Raw genomic sequence first — 20,693 nt, forward strand, 5'->3', positions numbered from 1 at the left:
CAAAAAACCTTGCCTGAGGGACGGACCTTGGAACCTTGGAGTGCAGGTGACGAACTTCGTATTGCAGCATGGATTTAACGCTATGGAATAAGGGTTTCGGTGATAATGTGCAAGAGGGACGGACCTCATTTTGAGGTCCGTCCCTCTCCCCTTACAAGCTTAAATAGATCCGGTTGCGTGAAGGGTCTTCGGTCAGGAGTTTTCCGTTTTGTTCCTGGATGGTTGCTCCCATGGATTGAAGCTTTCGGATGATGGTTGCCCGCTTTTCTTCTGATGGGAAATGTAAGGTGAACCAGTTAAGACCGACACTGTTTTCAGCTGGGCTCGGAGCCCCAACCCCGTTCCAGGTGTTGAGTCCGATGTGATGATGGTATCCACCTGTTGATATGAATAGTGCCTGACTTCCAAATCGACTGACTACATCGAAGCCAAGTCCCCTGCCATAAAAATCTTGAGTTGATTTCAAATCTGAAACATGCAGATGAATATGCCCCATAACGGTGCCGGCAGGAAGCCCATCCCACGATTGTCCATCTGCCTCAGCCAATATTCCTCGTGCGTCGATCGGATCAACGGCCATCTCTACTTGATTGCCATTCCATGTCCAGTCAGATGAGGGACGGTCCCTGTAAATCTCGATTCCATTTCCGTCGGGATCTGATAAATACAAAGCCTCACTGACCAGATGATCAGAAGATCCAAGTTGAATATTCAGCTTTATAAGATGTTCTAATATTTTTCCGAGATCTGTTCTATTCGGTAACAACAGGGCAAAGTGGTACAATCCTGTCGTCCCGGGCTGCTTAGGAGTAACATTTTCAGGTTGCTCCAGAGATACTAATGGGCGGATGCCATCTGCCGTCAGAGTCGCTCTTTTCCCGGTATGCTCCAACACTTGAAATCCGATTACTTCTTGGTAAAAGGAGAGCGACCGCTCTAAGTTTTCGACTTTTATATTCACTTCCCCAACAAATATGTGTGGCTCTTTATGAAAGTTCATCTTTATTCCTCCAATTCGAAAACTTCTGGTCTATTGAGAACAATGACTCCTTAGCCACGACAAAATATAATGAGATCGCAAGCAGTGCTAAATCCAATTCATATCCTGCCATCTGCCCATTCCCTAAGAAACCGGCAGCTAATTTCACTTTTACGATTGCTCCTGCCATGACGAACGCAAATAGAACTGCAACAATCCGAGTACCAAATCCCAGGATCATCGCCACCCCGCCGATCATCTCAATGATTGCGACTGCATATGCTGTAAATCCCGGCAGTCCTAAGCTTTGAAAGAAACCGACCGTATTTTCAATCCCTCCCTGAAACTTAGTCAAACCGTGAATGAAAAAGGTGATGCCTAGAAATACCCTTAAAATAAATGCCCCTATTAAGTGATTCTGTAACATTTAGTAATCTCCCTTCCTTGTTGTTATTATATTAAAGTTAGTTACTTTATGTAACTTATATTATTTTAATAACCTAATACTGTCAAGTAATTAAATTACTAAAATGTTAGTTATGTGGTATACTAGTTACAAAGAAGGAGGCGTTGACAGAGTGAATCAATCAGAAATTTGTCCAAGATTCGAAAAAGCAATCGGCATCTTAAGTCAGCGATGGACAGCACTCATCATTTATCAATTGCTTTCCGGTCCACAACGCAACTGCACCATCAAAGACGCAATCGGAATCAGCGGCAGACTTCTTTCAGAGAGATTGAAGGATCTTGAAGAAGAAGGAATCGTAAAACGGGACGTCTACCCTGAAACACCAGTGCGTATAGAATATTCATTAACAAAGAAGGGTTATTCTTTAGAACCTTTAATGAAAGATATAGAGAAGTGGTCCCAGGAGTGGATTGAGAAGGAATGAAAAACTCGTCAGGTAGGCGGGTTTTTTTATTTGTGTTTTCGGGGTCGGCTCTCATCGAATAATAGGATGTATTGTTTTCCTTTTTTGATGCCTGTTGTGGGGAGGTGTAGGGATTGGAGGAGTCTTTTGGCAACATAGGGTGAGTCAACTACTAAAAACTTTCTTAGTTCTGTATTATTTATCTTTGAATTGATTAACAGCTCATAATCTTTAAGAGCTTGGATATGAGCATTATTATTTCTGCTTTTACATTTCAGACAAAACCAAGTACCATGTTTTCTTACTAAAGGACGATGATTGCAAGCTTCACAAATCACCCCATTTAATAGATCTTTCTCTTCAATGTTAAATCTCTCTAGAATGGAGGGATTTTGTTCTTCATGTTGTTTTTTTAATGTGCGAATTAATTTTTTTAGGTCTTTTGGAGTAGCCGACTCTATTCTCATAGAATCTTCCAAGCCTTTCACCTTTTCCAATAGAGAATGGCGATGAATGACGATCTTATTTAGTGTTTTGTTATCTGGAGAAGTTTTAATGATTGTACGATCGTTACTCATGACTACACAAGAGTAAATGGTAATATTAGGAAATCCATGCTTCGATAACCAGTTTATAAACTGGCTTTCCTGTCTTTTGATTTGAACCGTAGGATCCGGTAAAGCTTGTTCAATTCCATCTTTTGTTTGTATTAACTGGTTGAAATTAGGGTCAAAAAACGCAGTACCTGCAAGGTATTTGACTTCAATTATGAGAATGAATTTGCTTGTGATGAGTAAAGTGTCTATTTGAAAGAAGCTATCCTTGTGGGAATTGCGGGGAAGTCGCAGATCGTGGAGAATGTTGTACTTTTTGGGGTCTAAAAAGCTTAAAGTGTAATCTAAAGCTTTCTCTCCTTTATATCCTGCCATTCTTTTACCAAGTTCCTCGGATATCATGTGCAGTTTTGGATGGTGGAGTGGGAGTCTGCGGAGTAAAGCTTGTAAAATTAGGATGATTCGAGGTATGATTCGCTTTTTTTCGATCATTTTATCACTCCAATCGGTTTTTGTACTACATGTATTCTCTTTAAACTACAGAAAATCCTGCTATGTGTCTGAAGATTTGAATTTTATCGGCGAAATTTTTAATATAACGGCGAAATCCTGGATTTAACGGCGAATTTTTCAATATAACGGCGAAATCTGATTTTTAACGGCGAACTAGATTTTCCAGACTCTATATCAAGATCACCCCACCAAAAAAAATCATTCCCATTCCCCTCCACCCATAGTATATTTAGAGAAGCGAAATAAATTGACTGCGAGGGACGGACCTATATGTGGAGAAATAAAAATGTGTGGATATTATTGATAGGTGAATTTATTGCCGGCCTTGGATTGTGGCTGGGGATCATCGGTAATCTGGAGTTTATGCAGGAGAAGGTGCCTTCTGATTTCCTGAAGTCGGTTATTCTAGCTTCTGGGCTTCTCGCCGGACTGGCCGTAGGACCTTTGGCCGGCAGGATAACGGATCAGGCGAATAAGAAGACGGTGATGCTGATCTCTGGCTTCTCAAGGGCATTAAGTGTTGTTTTTATGTTGATTGCGATTGCCACAGGATCGGTTCTGTGGATGGTCGTTTTCTTAGTTAGCATCCAAATTTCTGCCGCTTTCTATTTCCCTGCTCTTCAGGCCGCCATTCCCATGGTTGTGAAAGAGAAGGAATTGCTTCAAATGAATGGGGTCCATATGAATGTGGCCACCCTTTCAAGAATACTTGGTACGGCGTTAGCTGGAATTCTATTGGTGGTTATCTCCTTATCTATGTTGTACCTGTTATCATTAGTGGCCTATTTAGCCCTATTCGTCATGACCTGGTTCCTTACAATAGAAGAAACGTCAATATCCAAACAGCAAGATGATAAAACAAAAGGGGCAGGCTTCAATGAAGTATTCCCCGTCATTAAGGGGCTGCCCATTGTATTCATGACCCTTGTGATGACATTGATCCCATTATTGTTTATTGGTGGTTTCAACCTGATGGTCATCAATATCAGCGAGCTGCAAGATAGTTCTGCCATAAAAGGGTGGATATATACTGCCGAAGGAATCGCCTTTATGGCAGGGGCTTTTGCTGTAAAGAAAATGGGTGAAAAGGTGTCACCCTACAAAATCTTGTTCTTTTTCAGTTTCGTCATCGGGATTGCGCAACTGCTCCTTTATTTTGCGACCAGCCCGTTATTATCTGTGCTGGCATTTACTGTTTTTGGTTTTGCAGTAGGATGCTTTTTCCCAACGGCTGCCACGATTTTTCAAACGCGGGTGCCAAAAGAATTTCACGGCCGTTTCTTTTCGTTTAGAAACATGCTCGACAGACTGATTTTCCAAGTTGTGCTCCTCTTGACAGGACTTCTATTGGATCTTGTGGGACTGCAGATCATGACCGTATTATTCGGATGTTTATCCCTCTTTATGACAGGACTTTTCTACTCAAGATATCGACAGCTTAGAACGACCACTTTATCGGAACAAGCTGTTAATCAATGAGAAGCTCACAAAAGTGAGCTTTTTTGTATAAGTATGAGAATTATTATCAATACTATATAAAAAGAAGACAACCACGCCTATGGTTGCCTTCCCTTCCATTACATACCAGGATCGAATGTTTTACAATCTGTTTCTTCGCTATTATGGGCTTTGTTCCCTTTGTGACTGACAACGAAAATCTGGTCGGCAGAGCACTTTTTGCCTTCACGGTTGTATTTGCAGTTGCTTACTTCACATAGTACGTCTTGTGCCATGGTATTTACACCTCCCCTGTTAGTGTTTAGAATTCACTTTTTTTGTCTTCTTCATACTCACTTTCCTATGATCATTTACTTTAACCACTAATATCATATTTTCATCTTATAAGAAAATTGAGGTGTGGGGTTTCATCCCCCGCCTTTTTTTCTTATGTCTAAAAAACTCATTTTTTCCAAAAACAGGTCTTTCGGCTTTCGAATATTCTGTTTATTTGGTTTATTCTGTAAAAGAATGACGAATAAGGTTTAGGAGGAATTTTATGAAGAGTGCATTTTTGAAAATGGTATTCACCACCTCACTTTCGATTCCGCTTCTGACAAGTGGATTCGCTACCTCTACTGTTGTAAATGCAACAGAGCCATCAAACACACTTCCAGAAATTAAGGTTGAAAACGGAATGACTCAGCCTGTCTTTTCCCATCAAGATGCAATCATTGAAAGAGTCTTTGTAGAAACCTCAACAGATAGTGATCGAGATGGAAAACCGGATCGCGTCCGGGCAGACATCATCCGACCGAAGGAAACAAATAACGGTCTGAAAGTACCAGTTATTTACGAAATGAGCCCCTATCGATCAGGCATCAAGAATGTACCTGTTTATGATGTAGATGTTGAATTAAATACTGTACCACGAAAAGGGAAAGGAGAGACTGGAAAACCTCAAGTAGATCTTCGTGGCTACTATGATGATTATTTTGTACCGAGGGGTTACGCTGTTGTGTTGGCAGAAAGCGTAGGGACAGGGTTGTCTGATGGGTGTCCGACAACGGGAGATCAACATGAAATCCTTGGTACCCGTGCCGTCATTGATTGGTTGAATGGACGGGCAGATGCTTACAATGCTGATGGTGAGAAAGTATCGGCAGACTGGTCCACTGGAAATGTAGGCATGACCGGTGTGTCCTACAACGGGACTCTTCCCAATGCTGTAGCCACTACAGGAGTGGAAGGACTTAAAACCATTGTACCTATAGCAGCGATCAGCTCATGGTATGATTATTATCGCTCTAATGGCGCGGTCATTGCTCCCGGGGGATACCAAGGGGAAGATGCAGACAATTTAGCCGAGGCCGTTCTCACGAGAGATACTCCCGAAGCATGCCGGCCTATCATTGAAGACTTAACCTCCGGGCAGGATCGAACATCTGGAGACTATAACAGCTTCTGGAGTCAACGTGACTACACCAAAGACGCTGACAAAGTTGAAGCCAGTGTATTCATGGTTCATGGTTTAAATGATTGGAACGTAAAAACAAAACATTTCTCGGACTGGTGGAAAGCTTTGGAGAAGAATGATGTTCCACGTAAAATGTGGCTGCACCGAGGTGGACATTCCACTCCTTATTATTTTAGACAAGATGCCTGGTTACCTACACTAAATAAATGGTTTGATTATTGGTTGTATGATATCAATAATGATGTTATGGATGAGCCGATGATCGATATTCAACGTGAAGATCGATCATGGGGCACTGAAGAAAACTGGCCGGTTCCAGGTACAGAAGAAGCTAAACTGTATTTACAACCAGATCAGGATGGAATCGGTGGAAACTTCAGCCTGAAACCTGTCCCGAATAAGAATAAGCAGAGTCAATCCTTTGTGGATAATGCCCTGATAAAAGCGGAAACGTTAGCTGAAAATCCTGACATGCATTCTGACAACAGGCTTTCCTATACTACCTCTCCTTTAACAAAGGCGGTTCGTCTGAGTGGAACCCCTGAAATATCCCTTAGGGCAAGCATCAGCGAGCCAACAGCCAACTTAACCGCACTGCTTGTTAAATATGATTCTGATAACTCGGTCGAGATTGTAACCCGTGGATGGATGGACCCTCAAAATCTTCGAAAAGACGATCGTTCAATTGCCTTGACACCAGATCGGGAATATACCTTTACATGGGACATGCAGCCCGACGATTATGTGTTTAACGAAGGAGAAAGATTAGGGGTCATCATCCTTTCAAGTGATTACAACTATACTTTACGTCCTGATCCCGGAACGATCATTACCATTGATCCCGAGAGAAGTCATATAACCCTCCCTCTTTTAAATGGAAAAAAAGCATTAGCGTGGGAATAATCATTAAAACAAGAAAAGCAGAGGTTGAGATCCTCTGCTTTTCACTTTCTCTTTCACATCTCCAGAACCTCCGCCCTTTCTTTCCTTGCACATCTTGCTTTCTTCGTAACAAATTTATAAGCCAGAACCGTCAGTAAAACCACCAAGGCGCAAATAATATACAAAGCAGAAAATCCAAGCTGAAACGAAACGACTCCCAACACAAACGATCCCACGGCAATCCCCAGATCGTAAAAAATAAAGAACGTTGCGGTCGCATGCCCCGTCCTTTTTTTAGGTGCGGCCTGTATGGACATCGCCTGAAAGCTTGGAAGAAGTGCCCCATATCCAAATCCGATGAGTGTTCCAGCAATCAATAATAGAACGACGGAATGTGTGGCACTCAACAAAATCAAACCAATGGCAAAAATAAATAAGGATGGATAGATGACTGCATCCGGTCCTGATCGGTCGAATAAACGTCCTGTAAATGGGCGTGAAAGCAGCATGGCGGCTGCGAAAACAACGAAAAATAAGCTGACTGATTCAAATAAACCGATGGATTTGGCATAGACGGAAATAAACGACATGATGCCTGAGTATGCAAATGAAGTTAAAAATCCCACAAGTGCAATCGGTATCGCTTTAACTTCGACCAAATCCTTAAAGGTTAAGCGCCTGGGCTCTTTCGATTCGACACCCTCCTCCATGACCTGAATGCCGAAAGAACAAAGGAAACCTATGACTATGACTAACGCAAGCCCCAAGAAAAGGGTCGTATAGGAAATCCATTGAACCAAGGCCAACGAAATGAACGGTCCTGCGACAACAGCTAAGTTCATCGACATTGCGAAGTAACCCAGCCCTTCTCCTTTCCGGTGAGAAGGAATCATATCTGCTGCGATCGCGACTAAAACCGTGGAACTGATACTGAACCAAATCCCATGAAAAAACCGCAGCCCCATTAAAAGGTAAAAATCATTGACCCAAAAGTACATGAATGAAGAAATGCCAAAAAATAATACGCTGAGGATGAGCGTTTTTCGTTTCCCAAACCGTTCAATCATTTTTCCGGAGAAAGGCCGGACAATGATCGCTGATAGCAAGAAGATGGTGGTAGCGAGTCCTGCCTCCCCTTCCGTTCCTTGGAGTTCATCGATCACATAAAGGGGCAGTACCGTTAACAACGAATAAAATACAAGAAATATAAAAAAGTTGTTTATTAGTGCCATAAAGAATGGTCGTGTCCATATAGTTGATGGAGTTGAATGACTCATAAGATTCTCCTTCGCTCAATTAGTTGTTATACTAATTATATCCACAACATGTATATTTGTAAATGTAGTTGTTTTGACAAGTAATTTTAATTTCTTTTATTAAACCTCTCAAAACACCCTGGATTTCATGTATGATAAAAGGAAGAAAATGAATGTAGTAGGTGAAACCAATGACTATGTCCCGCGATGAATCCATCGGCTTGTACACGAGCCATACAGTGAAGAATATCATTCGATTCCTCACCCTGCATCTGAAGGAATTTGATGTTACACCCGAACAGTGGACGGTTCTAAAGCGCTTAGCTGAACAGGATGGAATCAGTCAGAAAGAACTTGCCATGAAATCAGAAAAGGATCAGCCAACCCTGACGAGAATCCTCGACATTTTGGAACGGAAAGAACTGATATACAAACAGAGGAACCTGGAAGACAGAAGATCATTTTTAATTTTCATCTCGCAGAAAGGCATGACTGCCAAGGATGAGCTCTCCCCTTTTATAGAAGGTTTATACGACGAAACGATTCTTAAAGGTATTTCGGAGGAAAAATTAGAAGTATATAAGAGCGTCCTTTCTCAAATGAATGAGAATATTTCAAAAAAATAAAAACCACCATCTAAAAGGAGTGTGACCATGAAAAAAATACCGATTGCCCTGCAAATGTATACTCTGCGAAACGAAACGGAAAAAGATTTTACAGGGACACTTCAACAAGTGGCCCGGTTGGGATATGAGGGTGTTGAGCTGGCCGGCCATGGCGGGTTATCCGCGAAAGAACTTAAGGGCACACTCGATAGTCTGGATCTCCGTGTCGCTTCAAGTCATATTCCGCTCTCTGAACTGAGAAACGATGTCCAGAAAGTGATTCATGATCAACTGGAGCTTTCCAGCAGCTACATTGTCTGTCCTTATCTTCCACCTGAAGAGAGAACAGAGAAGCATTATGTTCAATTGGTTGATGACTTAAATTCAATTGGGGAATTATGCTTTAACGAAGGGATCACCCTTTGCTATCATAATCACGATTTTGAATTAACCACCCTATCGACAGGAAAACCGGCACTGGAAATGATTCTGAATGAAACGAATCCTCATTGGGTAAAGGCTGAGTTTGATATTTACTGGCTGACCTTTGCTGGAGAAAAGCCGGTGGAATGGTTGAAACGATATCAGGGACGAACCCCTCTTGTACATTTGAAAGACATGACGTTGGACGGGGAACGGTTTTTTGCTGAACTGGGAACGGGAGGTGTGGACCTCGCTTCTGTTCTCGACTATGGTATACATAGTGGTGTGGACTGGTGGATCGTCGAACAGGACCAGTCCAGGATTTCCCCTATTGAAAGCGTCAGGATGAGTTTAGAATATTTGCGTCAAAACAACCTATAAAGTAAGAAGGAGAGCCTATCACAATAAGCTCTCCTTTTTTATCACATTATTTTATTTTGGCTACTATTTTCCCTTTCACATGACGGTCTGAAAGACGGCTCAATGCTTCAGGAACTTCCTCAAGTGAGACGGTCTCTTTCAGCATCGCATCTAATTTCCCTTGTTCCAATAAGGAAAGCATGTCATCCCCGATGAGGGCAAAATCTTTCTGAGCGAAAACATCATTTGATTGATGTGCAGCCGCCAAGGCAATCTCATGGTAAGAAACCACTTTAGTGAATGATTTGATCTTAGTGAAATCAGGCGCCCCTGCGATGTACACCATATGTCCCATGTAGGCCAATGCGTCCAAGGAATCTGTTGCACTTTGTCTGCTTACCGCGTCGACTACAGCGTCCACTCCACGGCCATTTGTGATTTCCATCACTTTTGCATTCACGTCTTCTTCACGATAATCGATGACGTAATCAGCCCCGAGCGATTTGACATATTCATGATTGTGACGGGAAGCAGTGGATATGACGGTCTTACCTGCGAGTTTCGCAAGCTGCACGCCAAACCCTCCTACTCCACCGGCACCGCCATGGATCAGAATTGTATTTACCTGATCGAACGGTAATTTACGATGAAGTGCCTGATAAGCTGTGTAACCTGCCGTCGGAAGAGCCGCAGCATCTTCAAATGTCACACTTTCAGGAATGCGTGAAACGGTATGAGCATTGATGACCGCATATTCCGCATAGCCTCCTTTTTTAGTAAAGTCACCATGGTAAACGACTCGATCTCCCTTCTTCCAATCGGTCACTCCCTCACCTATTTCCACTACCACTCCTGCCACATCAAGACCGAGAATATGCGGATAGGACCACACAGGCATTCCATTCGTAGCTGTCTTATAATCAACCGGATTCACCCCGACTGCATGGACTTCTACAAGAAGTTCCCCTTTCTGTGGTGATGGTGTTTCAAATTCCTCGACCTTCATGTCTTTCCATAAACCTTTATCTTTTAAAAGCAGTGCTTTCATATCTATTCATCTCCCATTAGAGTTTTATGATTAATTTGTCTATATGGTATATAATATATACTATAAACTTGTTAAACAAGTAGGCACTATTTAGTATCCTAGTTACCGTTTAGAAACCAAGGAGGTACTCAAATGAAACAATTAAACCCAGAATACCAATGCGCCATCGACCTGGTCATCGATGTCATAGGAGGAAAATGGAAGGTACTCATACTGTGGAATTTAAACGAAGGAGTGAAGAGATTTAACGAATTGAAGCGTTCCCTTCCGAATATCACTCAAAAAATGCTTACCCAGCAGCTTCGGGAGTTGGAAGAGCACGGCCTGGTCACGCGGACCGTTTATCAGGAAGTACCGCCGAAAGTCGAATATTCGACGACTGAGATGGGAAAGAAGCTGCAAACCACCCTCTTTGAAATGTGTAAATGGGGCGATGAGTATGCGGAGCAAAAAGGGATCGAGATGAATCGTTGTTGGACGACTTATAATTTCATGGATAAGAATCAGGAGCGTTAAAAAGGACTTGTCGCAAGGGCCAAGTCCTTTCATCCTTACTTTGCCAGGATATGCCTGAGCGCCTTTTCCAATGTACCATATTGAAAAACGAATCCTGCTTTTTCCAACCGTTTCGGAATGACCCATCTGCTTTTCAGCACCAGTTCGGTTTCCGTTTTGATAAACAAGGCGCCTGCTTCAAGCATCCATTTCGGTGTCGGGAGCCCTATCTTCTTGTTCATAGCGGTTCTTAAGTGTGACATGAATTCACGATTGGTGACCGGATTTGGAGATGAACAGTTGAACACCCCACTTAACTCCTTCTCCTCATTCAGAAAAAGAATGATCCGGAACACGTCTTCTACATGAATCCAGCTGAATCTCTGATCCCCCGGACCCTGCACCCCTCCTAGACCATATTTGACGAGATTTTTATATGGTGTCATCACACCTCCATCCGGCCCTAAAACGATGGCGATCCTTAGAGCTGCCTGCCTGGTTGCCGGTAAAGAAAAGGAAAAGAATGCTTCCTCCCATTTCTTTGCTACTTCAACGGAAAAGCCCGTACCGATATCCCCATCTTCCTCCGTCATGGGTCGGTCCTCTGCATGACGATAGATCGTTGCCGTGCTGGAATTGATCCATAAGGAGGGTGGATTCTGGCACTGTATAAGCGCACTCCCTAAAATCTCCGTTGTTTCTGTCCTGGACCTGAAAATTCCCGCTTTATTTTTTTCATTGTAACGGCAGTCGACTGACTTCCCTGCAAGATTGATGAGCATATCTGCACCTTCTATTGACTGAACGATGTCATTAGGGCGATCCCAGGATACATGAGGAGACTGTCTTGAAATGATGGTCACTTTATAACCCTCATCAAGGAATTTTTTCTGAAGATACTGGCCGATAAAACCTGTTCCCCCAGCTATGACGATTTTCTTTTCCACCGTATCAACTCATTTCTTCTCATAAGTTTGTGAATTAATTCACATTAATCATACCAAATCCTGTAACAAATATGAACCCTATTTTCTCCTGATTCCCATATACAAAAAAAGTTGGTGACGGTGACGGCACACGCTTCACTTCCCTGTTCGATAGGTTAGATGTTATCGCCCATGAACCGACAGATGTGGTGATGAAACGTAAGGATGGATCGGCAGTACCAGTACCAATCAGTCGGCTGCAAATCTTTACGTGATAGCAGTTCTACTTACAATTCCATTAAAGCGGCATGGGATGCTGTTGGGGTAAATTAATTTCTTTATAGAAAAAGCCTGCGATCAAAAATTGATCGCAGGCTTTTCCTTTTTTAATAAAAGACATAGAAACTAAGGGCTCAACTCTATATTCACTACCCTACAGTATTCAACATCTTTTCCCAGGAAATGATGTCAGTTGACCATGGATGATGTCGTTATCATGAACCTTTTGTCTCTTTAGGCATAACGAATAAATCAGGGTTTCTATCCCGTCATCCCCGCTCAAAAGGCAGTGTCATACATCTGATTCCACCACCGCCCTTTTCAAGCTCATTCACATCCACTTCAATCAAATTCTTGCCTTTTAATTTCGGATGATCTTTCAATATCTTTTTACTCGCTTTCGTGCTTACCAAAAGGGTTTCCGGGTCTAGATTTAAGAAGTTGATATCAGCAACCGTATGCTTCACGTCATCCGTCCATAGAACCTCAAAACCTTGACGTTTAATAAATTCCTCCATCATCACATACCGGCCACCCTTTTCTCCGATGATTTGTACCGGAAAAAGTCTCATATAGCTCTTAGCAATGATCAGTTCTGACCCGGCCACATTGCAGTTCATATCCAGATGCATGGTTTCCCCGGTTCGGGGTAAATCGATGATGCCAATCTCAGAAAATCCAGCTTGAAAGATTTTCTTCTTCATCACCTCTATACTTTCAATACTTGTCCGCATTCCTGTATTGATGAAGACGGCATCCTTATTCAAAACGAATACATCACCGTTTTCCAATGCCTTCATACCGTTATTGTCTTTAATTGAAAACGTCTTTTCGTCAAACCAGGATTGAAACAGCTCATGGCAATGAACGTATTCAGGTGCTCTCATTGTAATCCCCGCATCTCCTGGAATCACAGTATTCCCGTACACACAGGCTAAATCGCGTACAAATACCCGGTTGATCAACTGATGATTGAGCGCAGCATTCTCACCCGTCAGGAATTCAGAGTAATTAACGACCGTTACCCCAGCGTCTTCCATCGCCCTGATCATTCCTTCGTGGTTTTCTTGGGCTCTCTCCTGGTTAACAGGCTTCTCCCACCCCACATAATCCGCGGTTCTTTGATCGGGTATATCCGATGTAGAAGGCGAACACACCAACACCGTCTTTAATTCTCCATGTTCACTCCAGCAATTCGGATTAATTTTCACGATGATCCAGCCTCCTTTTTTTCAGTCACCTTTACTGTTTCCCTCTACAAGAAAATCATTCTGTTCCCTTCACATATTTCATGAGTCCTGGCGTCACACTATGAAGGTTAAAGGTCAGGTGAAAAAACATATGAGTAAATGTACAAATCAAACGAATCTATCTTGGTGGCAGCTTTCTTTCATCGGGGTGGGCTGTATCATTGGAACCGGGTACTTTCTGGGATCGGCTATCCCCATTCAAAAGGCTGGCTCCTCGGTTCTCATTGCTTATTTATTGGCTGGTATCGGAACCTGGATGGTGTTCCAAGCCCTTGCAAAGTTGACAGCACATCATCCTGAAAAGGGGTCCTTCCGAACTTATGCAAAGCAGGCATACGGATCATGGGCAGGGTTCAGTAACGGCTGGGTCTATTGGTCCGCAGAAATGCTCATCATGGGGAGTCAACTGACTGCTCTTGCTCTCTTTGCCCAATTTTGGTTTCCTGCCGTTCCCCTGTGGGTCTTCACCGCCGGATTTGCAGGGCTTGGATTATTGATCATTTTGATGGGCGTGCAAAAAGTGGAGCAGATGGAGAATCTGTTTGGCATCATGAAAATTGCAGCCATCGTGATGTTTGTCATCATCGCTTGTGCCGCCATGTTTGGGTGGTCAGGTATCGGAACTTCGGCTCAACAGCTTCAATCTCCATTACAAGACGTTCTTCCCCATGACGGAAAAGGGCTTTGGCTCGCCCTTCTTTTTGCCTTTTATGGATTTGGGGGAATTGAGGTGATGGGGTTGATGGCTCAGGAGCTTAAGGATCCCAGGGATGCGCCAAAGTCCGGGAATATCATGCTTCTCATTTTAACGATCCTTTATCTTTTATCCTTCTATCTCGTATTAAAGCTCGTACCTGAAGGCAGGATCGATGCGAATGAAAGTCCATTTCTTACGGCACTTAAACAATATGACCTTCCCTGGGTCCCGCATGTTTTCAATGCCATTCTGATAATTGCCGGGTTCTCCACCATGGTTGCTTCTTTGTACGCCGTCACGACGATGCTCGTAGCATTGGCAGAAGAAGGGGATGCTCCGAAAGTTTTCGCCAAAACGGGGAAAATGAAGGTCCCCCTTCCTGCTTTCGGACTCACCACCCTGGTTGTTGCTGTGTCCATTATCATTGCCATGCTCCTGCCGGATAGACTATTCGAATATATCACTACAGCTGCGGGACTCATGCTTTTATACACATGGATATTTATTCTGGCTTCCTTTCACAAGCTGATGAGCAAAACCGGTTGGGAGCGCATCCAAACACTCTTTGCTCTCCTTCTCATTGTATTGGCCATCAGTGGGACACTTCTTGATCCTGTGAGTCGCATAGGGTTCTTTGTAAGCATCGGTTTCATCATGCTTATTGCGATAGCGACATTCATCAAAGGAAAAAGAGCTAAAGCCGGAACGCTTTAACTCCTGATTTTCTTTTGCCTATTTAAAAAGGGACACTTGGAAAGTGAAGATTCATCGTCACTAAGATAATACTGTTTCCATTCATAGTTATCTTCCTGACCATACCATTTCAGGCTTGGATGCGGCTCTATCTCATCATATTCAATGAGACGCTTCCGAATGACTTTCTTTAATTTCTGACCGAATGCAGTGGAAGAGTTAATTTCATCAAACACCCATCGAGGCTGGAAGGCTACAAGAAAGTAAGGAAAATGACGGCTTTTCCTTACGGCGTGAGCCGGTGTTGCACAAAAGGCAAAATACGGTTCACCATTAAAACAAAACTCCCATGTATGATGATGGGGATCCTTCGCTATACCGTCCGGCCAAGGTGTTTCATCTAATTCATGCACCCGATTTAAAAGAGTCCAGAATATATGTTGATACGAATCAATGGACTGGGCATCTTCCCCTATACCTTCTGAATTAAAAAACACGACAAGAGATGCGTAAGTTCCTGTATCCCTTGAGATTTCACCGTATTGTTTGAGCAAGGCCGCCAGCTCTTCGGATGCCTCTTCGTTTCTCGGATCATCTGCAAAGCCGAAACGTAATGTATCTGAATGAAAGCCTTGTTTTCCAGGCACACATGGGTATGGATGATTTTCGTCGCACATCACAGCCGAGAAATGATTATAGGCTGATTGCTGCCAGTTTGTAAGTTCATCCATGTGTTGATCGATCCAACTTTTAGAACGTAACATATAGCCGATCCCTCCTAAAGATTACACATTTATCCTATTAGGAGGGAGCCGGGTGGGTGTCTGTCTAGCCGAACAATAAACGGCAGGCCTGCACACCAAAATAAATACCAAATCCCATCAAGATGAATCCCGAAATGATGGAGATCATTCGAAGGATCCGGGGACTGACCAGCTTTCTCGCCCCCGTTGCAACACCTGCCATCGTCAGGTCCCAAAGTGTGATCCCGAGAAATATCCCCATACTATAGATGAAAATTTGCCCCGCTTCATAAGAGCTCGAGGTCTGGGCCAAAATTGAACCATAGATCCCAAGCCAGAATAAAATACTTAAGGGATTCGAGATCGCCATAAAGAAGCCTGTCCGGAACGCTTTCCTTTTCGTTTCGTATTGACCATGACTTGAGGATGAGGTGAGGGAACCCGACTTTAGGATGCTTTCAATCCCAGTATACGTGAGTACAAAAAAACCAAAGGTCCATAAAAATAATTTTATCAATGGGGTATCGACAAATTGAGCAATCCCAAAATAGATGAGGACCATAAATACTCCGTCCGCCACCATGCCGCCTACGCCCACAAGCCAGGCGTGGAGGAACCCGAAGCGAATCCCCTTGTCCAATTGAGCGGCATTGATCGGTCCCATGGGTGCAGACAGAGATAATCCCAAAACGATATAACTAACAAATATACTCATCCTAAGACCACCTTCAAATTGACTTCTTCCTATTGTATTCGGACAGGTCGGTAAGTATTAAACGATTGTGGATGGGAGAATACATAATTGAACTGTAAGTGGTTATTCTAATCAACGATGTTATATAAAAAGGAGGGAAAACTCATGCAGAATCAACCGAATACCCCGCTTCAACGGGGAAACCAAATGCCACCCAATATGATGAATAATCAAAGTAAAGACCATGGGGGTCATGAATTATTTGATGCCCACGAAATTATTGCCGGAATCATCAGCATGCTGGATCAATATCAAATGTATGATCAACACATACAGGACCCTGAACTAAAGGATATCCTCAAGAGGCAGTCGACTTTCGTGACGACTATGTATAATACGATTGTGGGAAGCTTTTCGACAGGTCATGACCCGGCTGTCCCAACCCAACAATACAAAATGACTCAATCCCACGCCACTACTTATGGAGTGAAACCAGGACCACCAAAAAAACCGAACCAATTCGTCAATGAGCTCTCAGATAAAGGCTTGTCAGCTTATATGCTAGGACAAACGAAATCTCTGGCCACCCTGCTTGCCATGACGGCTCTTGAGATGACGAACCCCGTATTACGCCGTGTTGTGGCAGACAGCGTACCGAACTTCATCGAAATGAGTTATGAGATATTCCTCTATCAAAACAAGCATGGCTATTATCAGGTTCCTCAGCTGAATGAACAGGATATGACTCTCATGCTGCAAAGCTATACGACGGTTCCACAGCAGAACCTTCCTCAATAAGCTGCTTTTTACGCCTGCGTCTTTTATGGATGCAGGCCTTTTTATGTCCCGGCTCGTCTGATGAACCGACTTTTTCACATGTACATAGACTGGAAAGAAAGTGAAATTGGGAGGTGTTTGAGCTGATACACACAGTAAAGACAGGAGAAACACTTAGTCAGATATCAAGGGACTTCCGGACTCCATTGGCCGTCATCCTTAACGCTAATCCAGGTATAGACCCCGATAATATATATCCCGGGCAAACGGTCACCATACCGGGGATTCCTGACGCTACTGCGAATCCCTACCGTATTCAAGTCTCTGTTAACAACCGCTGGCTGCGTTTATTCAAAGATGGCATTCAAATCAAGCAGTACCCCATTGCAGTGGGGAGAGTACTCTTCGAAACCCCAATTGGGGAATTCATCATCATTAATAAAGCACCGAATCCCGGCGGACCCTTTGGAACGATGTGGATGAGCTTATCAAAAGAAAGTTATGGGATCCATGGAACAAATGACCCCAGTTCAATTGGGAATGCCGTGTCCAGAGGATGTATACGAATGTATAATAAAGATGTTGAGGAGTTGGCCGGCCTCATTCCAATCGGTACACCTGTGTTGATCAGTCCATAGAAGAAGTGTATAGGCATGCCTATACACCTTTCCTTTTGGGATGTGGTGACAGCCGGAAGGCATCACCACTCTTTACTTTATAGTACGGCTCTCCTTGACTCTATATAATCCAGGCCAAAGTGCATATGAAGGACCCTGGCCGCCTTTTCCACATCACTTTTTTCCACAAGAGCACTTAACCCTACGGAAGATTCCCATATGGACACCTTTCCAATATGGTAGTCATGAAAAACGTTGGTAACCTTCTCTTTCACCTCACGGGATGAGTCGATGCGTCCAATCACAGATACTTTAGATAGATCTTCTCTTTGTTCTATATGGGAATAAGCCTGGTTATATTGATCAACGATTCTCCTTACTGCTTGAAAATCCTGTTCTTTAACGATGAGGGCAAGGTTTTCCTGAAACTTTATTATTTCTGTCTCGATATGGTGTGAATCCAGATCATAAAGAATCAGTGACTCTCCTCCCTGACAATCATGGATTGTGAGAACACAGATGTCTTCCTGATGGGCTACTCCGACTATTGGGGCATTTCTTTGAGTTTTCCCACTGATCAAGGTTCCACGTCCCTCATTCAAACTGGAACAAACAACAAGCGGCACGTGATGTTCCTTCGCATGTTTAATGGCTCTTGGATGCAGGACACCTGCTCCCATGGTGGCCAAGCGTAACATCTCCTCATAGGAGAGAGTATCAATTTTCGATGCCCGGGGAACGACTCGTGGATCCGATGTATAAACACCATCCACATCTGTATAGATATCACATCTTACGGCTTTTAACGCCGATGCAAGAGCAGCTGCCGTCGTATCCGAACCGCCCCTCCCTAATGTGGTGACCTCTCCTTCTTTGGTAATCCCTTGAAAGCCGGCTACTACGACGATTCGTCCGTCTGATAACTCCGAGTTGATCCGCTCGGTATCAATCGAGGTAATCTTCGCATTCCCATATACTCCGTCCGTTTGGATACCCGCCTGCCTCCCTGTCAGGGAAACTGCTTCGATTCCCTGATGCTCGAGGGCCATTGTCAAAAGGGAAATCGTCACCTGCTCCCCAGTACTTAAGAGCATATCCATTTCTCTCTTGCTTGGCTCTGTTGCAAGTTCCCCTGCCAATTTCACGAGGGTATCCGTCGTTTTATTCATAGCTGAAACCACTACAACAACGTCATGCCCCTTTTCTTTTTCCTTCAAGACATGGAAGACCATCCGTTTGATTCGATCTGTAGAACCAACAGAGGTTCCACCAAACTTTTGAACAATAATACTCAAGTGATCCCCCTACTTTCTATCAGACCTTTTTTTTGAAGCTGTTTTTATTTTCACTTATCCTGTAGTGGCTGCTTTCCGCTCCAAACAACATCGTGATAAACATTCTCTTAAAGAAATTTCCTTTAAACAACGATCGGTATGATACTTGCTAAATACTCTTTTTATAAAACGGCAGCGCCAGTTTTCACTTTATTTTCCAACGGAATTTCTTTTAGAATAGAAACGGCTTGGATATGATCATGTGTCCTTAGAAGAGTTTGAAGTGTGTCTTTGCTGCCTTCAACAAAAACATACAAGTGATCGTCCAGCTGAATGCGATCCTTTAGTGTAAACGATGGGATCCAACTTTGATAATCTTCATTTTCGCGGATTCTCAGAACCCATTGGTGGCGGTTCTCTTCATGAACTTCCCCAGAGCTCGCTGTGCTTTGTGCAGAGTCCGTATACTTCCGTTCTATCAGTGAAAGAAAATCCTCTACCATGGCGCTTCCGGTAGGTAATTTACCGGCACCGGGACCGAGCAGGGTGACCCTGCCTACAAGACTGCCCTTGAGTGAGACGGCATTTTCCACATCCTCCACGCCGTAAAAAGGATGGGTGTCATGGACAAGGATCGGTTCGACTTCACCCTTGATGTGATTGAATGAATCCCGTTCCAGGGAGCCTACATGCTTAAATCGCAATCGAAAAGATTCCGCTGCTTGAAGCCATTCTGCTGTCAGGTGTGATATTCCTTTTCGTCTGATATCCTTCCAATCCGGCTGTTTGCCAAAGGCGGTTTGACTTAGAATGAGGAGTTTATAAAAAGCATCATAACCTTCAATATCACTGGTCGGATCAGCTTCAGCATACCCCTTTTCCTGCGATTGCTTTAATGCTGTCTCAAAGGAAATTCCACGTTTTCTCATTTGCGATAAGATGAAATTGGACGTCCCATTCAGGATCCCTTGAATCCGCTCGATCTCATTCACCTTAAGAAGCTGCCTGATACTCCCGATTACGGGAATTCCTCCGGCTGTCGTCGCTTCAAAACCGATGGATACCCCATTATTCCTCGCCTTTTCCAATAGATCCGGACCATATTTAGCAAACATCGCTTTATTGGCGGTTACAATATGAATTCCCTTCTCAATGGCTTGGGTTAAATACGTATGACCCGGTTCTTCACCTACTATTGCTTCAAATATCACATGAAGATCAGGGATATCCAAGATTTCTTGAAAATCCGTTGTTACTTTAATGGACGAATCGATGCTCCGTTTTTTAGCGGGATCCTTAATAAGGATGGCCCTTATCTTTACATCTTTCCCCAGGATTTCCCTCATTCTTTCCTGATGGGTATCAATGGCTTCACAGACTCCTTGCCCGACTGTTCCAAACCCCAGAAGTGCCACATTTATCGTTGACATGCTTCAGCCTCCTTTATCACATTTTTTCATTTTCAGACTAGCTTGGTTCATTCCTTTGAAGCTCCACTTAGGAATCACTTAGAATAATGTGGGAAAGAAAGAGGGTATACAGAAAAGCCCTCTTCTTTTTAAGAAGAGGGCTTTATGAGCATGCTCCTCCCCTTATCTTCCAGATCCATATAGAATCTGTAGGAATTGGCACCTTTACAGTCTGATCCTGTAGGTTGCCGGGCTTCATCGGGCCTATCCCTCCGCCGCTCTTGATAAGAGATATATCGTTTGTTTTGGTATTACTTGCTATTTGAGTATGAATTGGATTATATAGGGGATTCATTCCTTCGTCAATACCATTTTTGTTATTTTTAAAAAATTCTTTCTAATGTGACGAGAGAGGGGAATTCCTATTGGTTTA

Annotated in this window: 21 protein-coding genes and 1 riboswitch; of the genes, 9 read left to right on the forward strand and 12 right to left on the reverse strand. The window is 43.3% G+C overall.

What is annotated here, in order from left to right; genetic code table 11:
* Positions 1-151: 151 nt before the first annotated feature.
* Together ACCB35_RS18725 and ACCB35_RS18730 are read right to left on the reverse strand one after the other, a co-directional pair.
* A complete protein-coding gene (locus tag ACCB35_RS18725) occupies positions 152-1,000 on the reverse strand; it encodes a VOC family protein (RefSeq protein ID WP_374054824.1) in 849 nt (282 codons plus the stop codon).
* The gene (locus ACCB35_RS18730; RefSeq protein WP_374054825.1) at positions 987-1,406 is read right to left on the reverse strand and encodes a DoxX family protein; all 420 of its coding nucleotides are present in this window, start codon (positions 1,404-1,406) and stop codon (positions 987-989) included. Before ACCB35_RS18730 ends, ACCB35_RS18725 begins: the two co-directional genes overlap by 14 nt.
* Before the next feature lie 151 nt (positions 1,407-1,557).
* Here ACCB35_RS18730 and ACCB35_RS18735 point away from each other — a divergent pair, with 151 nt between their 5' ends.
* Positions 1,558-1,872, forward strand: a complete 315-nt coding sequence (locus tag ACCB35_RS18735) for a helix-turn-helix domain-containing protein (protein ID WP_044338228.1) — start codon at positions 1,558-1,560, stop codon at positions 1,870-1,872.
* Between the two features lie 26 nt (positions 1,873-1,898).
* Here the strand turns inward: ACCB35_RS18735 and ACCB35_RS18740 are convergent, their stop codons facing one another.
* Positions 1,899-2,897, reverse strand: coding sequence for a nuclease-related domain-containing protein (locus ACCB35_RS18740; RefSeq protein WP_374054826.1), 999 nt, complete (start codon positions 2,895-2,897; stop codon positions 1,899-1,901).
* Between the two features lie 291 nt (positions 2,898-3,188).
* On the opposite strand from ACCB35_RS18740, the gene ACCB35_RS18745 reads away from it, so the two are divergent.
* Positions 3,189-4,397 carry an MFS transporter gene (locus tag ACCB35_RS18745; RefSeq protein ID WP_374054827.1) on the forward strand — a complete coding sequence of 403 codons (1,209 nt, stop codon included), beginning with the start codon at positions 3,189-3,191 and terminating at the stop codon, positions 4,395-4,397.
* A gap of 98 nt (positions 4,398-4,495) precedes the next feature.
* On the opposite strand, the gene ACCB35_RS18750 is transcribed toward ACCB35_RS18745, so the two are convergent.
* Positions 4,496-4,651, reverse strand: coding sequence for a DUF1540 domain-containing protein (locus tag ACCB35_RS18750; protein ID WP_082051198.1), 156 nt, complete (start codon positions 4,649-4,651; stop codon positions 4,496-4,498).
* A 263-nt stretch (positions 4,652-4,914) separates the two neighbouring features.
* Between ACCB35_RS18750 and ACCB35_RS18755 the strand changes: the two genes are divergently transcribed.
* Positions 4,915-6,735, forward strand: a complete 1,821-nt coding sequence (locus tag ACCB35_RS18755) for a Xaa-Pro dipeptidyl-peptidase (RefSeq protein WP_374054828.1) — start codon at positions 4,915-4,917, stop codon at positions 6,733-6,735.
* A gap of 53 nt (positions 6,736-6,788) precedes the next feature.
* Here the strand turns inward: ACCB35_RS18755 and ACCB35_RS18760 are convergent, their stop codons facing one another.
* On the reverse strand, positions 6,789-7,991 hold the full coding sequence (locus ACCB35_RS18760; protein ID WP_374054829.1) for an MFS transporter: 1,203 nt from the start codon (positions 7,989-7,991) through the stop codon (positions 6,789-6,791).
* Between the two features lie 170 nt (positions 7,992-8,161).
* On the opposite strand from ACCB35_RS18760, the gene ACCB35_RS18765 reads away from it, so the two are divergent.
* Both ACCB35_RS18765 and ACCB35_RS18770 read left to right on the forward strand, forming a co-directional pair.
* Positions 8,162-8,596, forward strand: a complete 435-nt coding sequence (locus ACCB35_RS18765; RefSeq protein WP_374054830.1) for a MarR family winged helix-turn-helix transcriptional regulator — start codon at positions 8,162-8,164, stop codon at positions 8,594-8,596.
* 27 nt (positions 8,597-8,623) lie between these two features.
* The gene (locus ACCB35_RS18770) at positions 8,624-9,379 is read left to right on the forward strand and encodes a sugar phosphate isomerase/epimerase family protein (RefSeq protein ID WP_374054831.1); all 756 of its coding nucleotides are present in this window, start codon (positions 8,624-8,626) and stop codon (positions 9,377-9,379) included.
* Between the two features lie 46 nt (positions 9,380-9,425).
* Here the strand turns inward: ACCB35_RS18770 and ACCB35_RS18775 are convergent, their stop codons facing one another.
* A complete protein-coding gene (locus ACCB35_RS18775; protein WP_374054832.1) occupies positions 9,426-10,406 on the reverse strand; it encodes a zinc-binding dehydrogenase in 981 nt (326 codons plus the stop codon).
* A 132-nt stretch (positions 10,407-10,538) separates the two neighbouring features.
* Here ACCB35_RS18775 and ACCB35_RS18780 point away from each other — a divergent pair, with 132 nt between their 5' ends.
* Positions 10,539-10,922 carry a helix-turn-helix domain-containing protein gene (locus ACCB35_RS18780; protein ID WP_044338236.1) on the forward strand — a complete coding sequence of 128 codons (384 nt, stop codon included), beginning with the start codon at positions 10,539-10,541 and terminating at the stop codon, positions 10,920-10,922.
* A 35-nt stretch (positions 10,923-10,957) separates the two neighbouring features.
* On the opposite strand, the gene ACCB35_RS18785 is transcribed toward ACCB35_RS18780, so the two are convergent.
* Together ACCB35_RS18785 and ACCB35_RS18790 are read right to left on the reverse strand one after the other, a co-directional pair.
* Positions 10,958-11,848 (reverse strand): TIGR01777 family oxidoreductase, encoded by an 891-nt coding sequence (locus ACCB35_RS18785; protein WP_374054833.1) that lies wholly within the window; start codon positions 11,846-11,848, stop codon positions 10,958-10,960.
* A gap of 527 nt (positions 11,849-12,375) precedes the next feature.
* Positions 12,376-13,317 carry an arginine deiminase family protein gene (locus tag ACCB35_RS18790; protein WP_374054834.1) on the reverse strand — a complete coding sequence of 314 codons (942 nt, stop codon included), beginning with the start codon at positions 13,315-13,317 and terminating at the stop codon, positions 12,376-12,378.
* 130 nt (positions 13,318-13,447) lie between these two features.
* On the opposite strand from ACCB35_RS18790, the gene ACCB35_RS18795 reads away from it, so the two are divergent.
* Positions 13,448-14,767 (forward strand): amino acid permease, encoded by a 1,320-nt coding sequence (locus tag ACCB35_RS18795; RefSeq protein WP_374054835.1) that lies wholly within the window; start codon positions 13,448-13,450, stop codon positions 14,765-14,767.
* Here the strand turns inward: ACCB35_RS18795 and ACCB35_RS18800 are convergent.
* Both ACCB35_RS18800 and ACCB35_RS18805 read right to left on the reverse strand, forming a co-directional pair.
* Positions 14,764-15,510, reverse strand: coding sequence for a YqcI/YcgG family protein (locus ACCB35_RS18800; RefSeq protein WP_374054836.1), 747 nt, complete (start codon positions 15,508-15,510; stop codon positions 14,764-14,766). The genes ACCB35_RS18795 and ACCB35_RS18800 overlap by 4 nt on opposite strands.
* Before the next feature lie 64 nt (positions 15,511-15,574).
* Positions 15,575-16,204 carry a LysE family transporter gene (locus ACCB35_RS18805; RefSeq protein ID WP_374054837.1) on the reverse strand — a complete coding sequence of 210 codons (630 nt, stop codon included), beginning with the start codon at positions 16,202-16,204 and terminating at the stop codon, positions 15,575-15,577.
* 144 nt (positions 16,205-16,348) lie between these two features.
* Here ACCB35_RS18805 and ACCB35_RS18810 point away from each other — a divergent pair, with 144 nt between their 5' ends.
* Together ACCB35_RS18810 and ACCB35_RS18815 are read left to right on the forward strand one after the other, a co-directional pair.
* A complete protein-coding gene (locus ACCB35_RS18810) occupies positions 16,349-16,981 on the forward strand; it encodes a spore coat protein (protein WP_374054838.1) in 633 nt (210 codons plus the stop codon).
* A 122-nt stretch (positions 16,982-17,103) separates the two neighbouring features.
* Positions 17,104-17,598, forward strand: a complete 495-nt coding sequence (locus ACCB35_RS18815; protein ID WP_374057075.1) for a L,D-transpeptidase family protein — start codon at positions 17,104-17,106, stop codon at positions 17,596-17,598.
* A gap of 77 nt (positions 17,599-17,675) precedes the next feature.
* On the opposite strand, the gene ACCB35_RS18820 is transcribed toward ACCB35_RS18815, so the two are convergent.
* On the reverse strand, positions 17,676-18,872 hold the full coding sequence (locus tag ACCB35_RS18820; RefSeq protein WP_374054839.1) for an aspartate kinase: 1,197 nt from the start codon (positions 18,870-18,872) through the stop codon (positions 17,676-17,678).
* Between the two features lie 161 nt (positions 18,873-19,033).
* Positions 19,034-20,281 carry a homoserine dehydrogenase gene (locus ACCB35_RS18825; protein ID WP_374054840.1) on the reverse strand — a complete coding sequence of 416 codons (1,248 nt, stop codon included), beginning with the start codon at positions 20,279-20,281 and terminating at the stop codon, positions 19,034-19,036.
* A 159-nt stretch (positions 20,282-20,440) separates the two neighbouring features.
* Positions 20,441-20,551: riboswitch (SAM riboswitch) on the reverse strand.
* Between the last annotated feature and the right edge of the window lie 142 nt (positions 20,552-20,693).

This window comes from Rossellomorea sp. FM04394 (assembly GCF_041889765.1).
GTDB classification, from domain to species: Bacteria; Bacillota; Bacilli; order Bacillales; family Bacillaceae_B; genus Rossellomorea; species Rossellomorea aquimaris_B.

Bases quoted from the DNA above. Each gene is read 5' to 3' on its own strand.
- ACCB35_RS18725 (WP_374054824.1), bottom strand. From the start codon at position 1,000: ATGAACTTTCATAAAGAGCCACACATATTTGTTGGGGAAGTGAATATA.
- ACCB35_RS18730 (WP_374054825.1), bottom strand. From the start codon at position 1,406: ATGTTACAGAATCACTTAATAGGGGCATTTATTTTAAGGGTATTTCTA.
- ACCB35_RS18740 (WP_374054826.1), bottom strand. From the start codon at position 2,897: ATGATCGAAAAAAAGCGAATCATACCTCGAATCATCCTAATTTTACAA.
- ACCB35_RS18745 (WP_374054827.1), top strand. From the start codon at position 3,189: ATGTGGAGAAATAAAAATGTGTGGATATTATTGATAGGTGAATTTATT.
- ACCB35_RS18750 (WP_082051198.1), bottom strand. From the start codon at position 4,651: ATGGCACAAGACGTACTATGTGAAGTAAGCAACTGCAAATACAACCGT.
- ACCB35_RS18755 (WP_374054828.1), top strand. From the start codon at position 4,915: ATGAAGAGTGCATTTTTGAAAATGGTATTCACCACCTCACTTTCGATT.
- ACCB35_RS18760 (WP_374054829.1), bottom strand. From the start codon at position 7,991: ATGAGTCATTCAACTCCATCAACTATATGGACACGACCATTCTTTATG.
- ACCB35_RS18765 (WP_374054830.1), top strand. From the start codon at position 8,162: ATGACTATGTCCCGCGATGAATCCATCGGCTTGTACACGAGCCATACA.
- ACCB35_RS18770 (WP_374054831.1), top strand. From the start codon at position 8,624: ATGAAAAAAATACCGATTGCCCTGCAAATGTATACTCTGCGAAACGAA.
- ACCB35_RS18775 (WP_374054832.1), bottom strand. From the start codon at position 10,406: ATGAAAGCACTGCTTTTAAAAGATAAAGGTTTATGGAAAGACATGAAG.
- ACCB35_RS18780 (WP_044338236.1), top strand. From the start codon at position 10,539: ATGAAACAATTAAACCCAGAATACCAATGCGCCATCGACCTGGTCATC.
- ACCB35_RS18795 (WP_374054835.1), top strand. From the start codon at position 13,448: ATGAGTAAATGTACAAATCAAACGAATCTATCTTGGTGGCAGCTTTCT.
- ACCB35_RS18800 (WP_374054836.1), bottom strand. From the start codon at position 15,510: ATGTTACGTTCTAAAAGTTGGATCGATCAACACATGGATGAACTTACA.
- ACCB35_RS18805 (WP_374054837.1), bottom strand. From the start codon at position 16,204: ATGAGTATATTTGTTAGTTATATCGTTTTGGGATTATCTCTGTCTGCA.
- ACCB35_RS18810 (WP_374054838.1), top strand. From the start codon at position 16,349: ATGCAGAATCAACCGAATACCCCGCTTCAACGGGGAAACCAAATGCCA.
- ACCB35_RS18825 (WP_374054840.1), bottom strand. From the start codon at position 20,281: ATGTCAACGATAAATGTGGCACTTCTGGGGTTTGGAACAGTCGGGCAA.